Origin of the sequence: Xanthomonas sp. SHU 166, assembly GCF_000364685.1 — a bacterium.
GTDB lineage: Bacteria > Pseudomonadota > Gammaproteobacteria > Xanthomonadales > Xanthomonadaceae > Xanthomonas_A > Xanthomonas_A sontii.
On sequence record NZ_AQOJ01000629.1, the window covers coordinates 1 to 4649 of the forward strand.

At 69.9% G+C, this 4649-nt stretch carries 4 protein-coding genes; 2 read left to right on the forward strand and 2 right to left on the reverse strand.

Annotated elements, in window-relative coordinates:
• Positions 1–2553 (forward strand): DNA ligase D (gene ligD / locus D180_RS15290; protein ID WP_017913481.1); only part of this gene is annotated, 2553 nt, incomplete at its 5' end.
• Positions 2554–2765: 212 nt separating this feature from the next.
• Here the strand turns inward: ligD and D180_RS15295 are convergent.
• Positions 2766–3800 carry an SDR family oxidoreductase gene (locus D180_RS15295; protein ID WP_043091067.1) on the reverse strand — a complete coding sequence of 345 codons (1035 nt, stop codon included), beginning with the start codon at positions 3798–3800 and terminating at the stop codon, positions 2766–2768.
• Between the two features lie 71 nt (positions 3801–3871).
• Positions 3872–4105: a hypothetical protein gene (locus D180_RS15300; RefSeq protein ID WP_010342266.1), complete on the reverse strand. Its 234-nt coding sequence runs from the start codon at positions 4103–4105 to the stop codon at positions 3872–3874.
• Between the two features lie 139 nt (positions 4106–4244).
• Here D180_RS15300 and D180_RS15305 point away from each other — a divergent pair, with 139 nt between their 5' ends.
• Positions 4245–4601, forward strand: a complete 357-nt coding sequence (locus D180_RS15305) for a hypothetical protein (protein ID WP_017913483.1) — start codon at positions 4245–4247, stop codon at positions 4599–4601.
• The last annotated feature ends 48 nt before the right edge of the window (positions 4602–4649 follow it).

Here is a 4649-nt window from a genome sequence, read left to right on the forward strand (position 1 = left end):
TTCGTCGTGCAGCTGCACCACGCCAGCCGCCGCCATTACGATTTCCGCCTGCAGGTCGGCGATGCGCTGAAGAGCTGGGCAGTGCCGAAAGGGCCGAGCTACGACCCCAAGGTCAAGCGCATGGCGGTGGAAGTGGAAGACCATCCACTGGACTACGCCACGTTCGAGGGCGAGATCCCGCAGGGCGAATACGGCGGCGGCCACGTCGCCCAGTTCGATCACGGCGTGTGGAGCAGCGCGGACGATCCAGAAGCGCAACTGGCCAAGGGTCATCTGCGCTTCGAACTGTTCGGCGACAAGCTCAAGGGCGGCTGGCACCTGGTGCGCTCGGGCAAGCCGGCGCGGCAGCCGCAGTGGCTGCTGTTCAAGGAGGACGACGCCTTCGCCAGCGACCTGGAGGCAGACGACCTGCTGGCCGATGTCACCGCGGCGCCGGCGCAGGACGTCAAGCGCGCCGGCGCCGGCAAACCGGACAAGCGCAAGGCCACGGTCGTCGCCGCGCCAGTGCGCAAGGGCCGTCGGCCGAACTGGGCCAAGTTGGCCAAGGCGCTGCCCGGCGCGGTGTCGGCGGCGGCGCCGGACGGGCCGTTCGCGCCGCAGCTGGCCCGGCTTGGCGACGCGCCGCCACAGGGCGCGCAGTGGATCCACGAGATCAAGTGGGACGGCTACCGGATCCTGGCCACCGTCGCCGACGGCGTGGTGCGGCTGTGGTCGCGCAACGCGATCGAGTGGACCGACAGGATTCCCGAGATCCGCGACGCCATCGCCGCGCTGGGTCTGCGCTCGGCGGCGCTGGATGGCGAATTGATCGCCGGCAAGGGGACCAAGGAGGACTTCAACCTGCTGCAGGCAGTGCTGTCCGGCGAGCGCCAGGGCACGCTAGCGCTGGCCCTGTTCGACCTGTTGCACCTGGACGGCATCGACATCGCCGCCGCACCGCTGTCCGAACGCAAGGCGCTGCTGCTGCTGCTGCTGCAGGGCGCCGATGCGCGCCTGGCCTTCAGCTCGCACATCGACGGCGACGGCGAAGCCGCATTCCAGCTCGCCGGCGCGCAGCACTTCGAGGGCATCGTCTCCAAGCGCGCCGACCGCGGCTACCACGGCGGCCGCAGCGACGACTGGCGCAAGACCAAGCAGTTGCGCTCGGACGAATTCGCGGTGGTCGGCTACACCGCACCCAAGGGCAGCCGCAGCGGCTTCGGCGCGTTGCTGCTGGCGCGGCCGGATCCCGAACATGGCTGGCTGTACGTCGGGCGGGTCGGCTCCGGCTTCTCCGACGCGCTGCTGCGCGAGCTGACCGTACTGATCGGCAAGGCCGGCAGCGCCACGCCCAGCGTGCACGTGCCCACCACCGACACCGACCTGCGCAGCGCGCGCTGGTTCGCGCCGCGCTTCGTGGTGGAGGTGTTCTACCGCGGCATCGGCGGACAGCAGTTGCTGCGCCAGGCCTCGCTGAAGGCGGTGCGCCCGGACAAGGACATCGCCGACCTGCGCGATGCCGACGCACCGGCACCGCGCGCGGCGGCGGCGCGGGTGACGCCGGCGGCCAGGAAAGCCAAGGCAGACGCAACGGCCAAAACAACGAAGGCGACCAAGGTGGCGAAGGCGGCGAAGTCGAGCGAGAACAAGACCGGCGGTCCCCGGCGCAGCAAGCGCGATGTCGCGGCCACGGGCACCGCGCGCACGCCGCCGACCCTGTCCAGCCCGGGCCGCGTGGTCTTCCCCGACATCGGCGCGACCAAGCGCGAGGTCTGGGACTACTACAGCGCGGTGATGGATCACCTGCTGCCGGAGATCGCCGGTCGCCCGCTGTCGATCATCCGCTGCCCCGCCGGTGCCGAACGCGCGTGCTTCTTCCAGAAGCACCACACCGCCGGATTGGAACTGGTGTCGTCGGTGCGGTTGAAGGAAGAAAGCGGAACCCAGGCCGAGTACTTGGTGGTCGAGGATGCGGCCGGGCTGCTCGAACTGGTGCAGTTCAACGCCCTGGAATTCCATCCCTGGGGCGCCAAGGCACAGCGCCCGGACGTGGCCGACCGCGTGGTGTTCGACCTGGATCCAGGCCCGGACGTGCCTTTCGCCGAGGTCAAGCGCGCCGCCACCGACATCCGCAAGCTGCTCGCGCAACTGGAGCTGGAATCATTCCTGCGCGTGTCCGGCGGCAAGGGCCTGCACGTGGTGGTGCCGCTGGCGCCGGGCTGCGATTGGGACCTGACCAAGCGCTTCGCCCATGGCTTCGCCGACGCACTGGCGCAGTCGCAACCGGACCGCTTCCTCGCCACCGCCAGCAAGCGCCTGCGCAACCAACGCATCTTCGTCGACTATTTGCGCAACGGCCGCGGCGCCACTGCGGTGGCGTCGTATTCGCTGCGCGCCCGCGCCGGCGCCCCGGTGGCGATGCCGCTGGCCTGGAGCGACCTGTCCAAACTGCACCGCGCCGACGCCTTCAAGCTGCGCGACGTCCCGGCCAAGCTGAAACGGCGACGCAAGGATCCGTGGGCCGGCATCGATGCGCTGAAGCAGAACCTGTCGCGCTGGGCCGAAACGGAGTGAGCAAAGCCCCTCTCCCCCCGGGAGAGGGGTTGGGGTGAGGGTAGCGCGTAGCGACTCGCTGAGATTGAACGCGAGCGACCGTACCCTCATCCGCCCCTTCGGGGCACCTTCTCCCGGGGGGAGAAGGAGGAGCAAAGCCCCTCTCCCATCGGGAGAGGGGTTGGGGTGAGGGTCCGACCGCCAGCCAACTCACCCGCCAACCTACGCACCCACTAGCCCGTCGGCCCACCCATCACCGGCAGGATCGCGCCATTGATGTAGCTGGCGGTGATCGGCGAAGCCAGGAACACATACGCCGGCGACAGCTCCTCCGGCTGCGCCGGGCGTCCCATCGGGTTCTGCTTGCCGAATTCGGCCACGTCCTCCGCAGGCTTGTCGGCGGGATTGAGCGGCGTCCATACCGGCCCCGGCGCGACCGCGTTGACGCGGATGCCGCGCGGCTGCAACTGGCTGGCCAGGGCCATGGTGAAGGCATGGATCGCGCCCTTGGTCGCCGAATAGTCCAACAGCGACTTGCTGCCGAACAGCCCGGTCTCCGAGCCGCTGTTGACGATCGCCGAACCACGCTTGAGATGCGGCAGCGCCGCGCGCGCCATGTGGAAATAGCCGGCGATGTTGGTCTGCAAGGTCTCCTGCAGGTGCGCCTCGCTCAGGTCCTCCAGCGCATCGCAATGCAGCTGGAACGCGGCGTTGTTGACCAGCACGTCGAGCCCGCCGAAGGCTTTGACGGTCTGCGCCACCGCGTCCTCGCAGAACGCTGGATCCTTCACGTCGCCAGCGATGGTGATGCAGCGGCGGCCTTCGTTCTCGACGTGCTGGCGGGTGACCTGCGCATCCTCGTGTTCGTCCAGGTACAGCACCGCCACATCCGCGCCTTCGCGCGCGAACAGCACCGCCACCGCGCGGCCGATGCCCGAATCGGCACCGGTCACGATCGCGCTCATGCCGCGCAGCTTGCCGCTGCCCACGTACTCCGGCGCCTCGAAGCGCGGCTGCAGCGCCAGTTCGTGCTCGTTGCCCGGTTTGGTCAGGTGCTGCCTGGGCATGCGCTGCGGCTGCTTGCGTGGCCCGGCCTGGCCGGCGTCGCCCGGCTTGGCGCGCTTGGGCTTGGGCTTGGCGTCGCCGGCATCGACCGCGCGCTGCAGCGCGCGTTGCTGCTGCACGGTCTTGTCGCTGGACGACGCCGTGGCGCTGCTGCGCTTGGACGGGGCGGACTTGGTGGCGGCAGGACGCTTGCGGGAGGCCATCAGCAATACTCCGGATGCGGGAGGAGGACGCAATCGCGCAGTCCTCCTCGAAGGGAAGGAACGGGCGTCGCTCAGGCGCGGTCGGCGAGACCGCTGACGCCGGCGTGCTGGGCGCAATGCGCGCAGCAGAACATGCGCTCGCCGGCCTGCACGCCGTGGCCGACGATGCGGCACTCGCAGTGGCTGCAGCGCGGGGCGAAGGCGTGGATGGCGCACTCGAACGAATCGAAGGTACCGCTGCGCGCGCCCTGGGTCAGGGTGAAGGCCTGGTCGTAGTCGTTTCCGCAGACATCGCAGGTGGCCATGATCGGCTCCGGTTGCTGGGGGAATCCCGAGTCTGGCCCCGCCGGCGGCCACGACCGGTGAAACCGCCGGCGCGATCTCTTCATGCGGCGCAAACATGCGCCGCGACAGGCTCGCGCCATCGATCGAAGGAGACGCCCCATGATCCGCCACCCGCTTGCCCACCTCGCCCCGTTCGCCGCCGTGCTGCTGCTCGGCGCCTGCAGCACCACCCAGGTGGCGCAGGTGCAGCCGATCGACGGCGTCATCTCCGGCCAGTGCCATATCGACAAGGTCCGCGGCGCGGTCGGACTGGCCGCCTCGCGCATGACCGTCGAACGCGCCCGCGTCGACAGCGACAGTCTCAAGGTGCAGGTGGTGAGGAGCAGTGTCAGCGACAACGGCGCCACCGCCAGCGGCGTGGACAGTGCCAACCGCGGCGCGCGCGAGACCGGCGGCGACCGCCTGACCGTCGAGATCGGCCCGACCAACAACATCACCACCGTGTATTGCGGCTGATCCGCGTCGCCGGACCCGCCCGCCGCGCCCGCGGCGGCGTGGTACTCA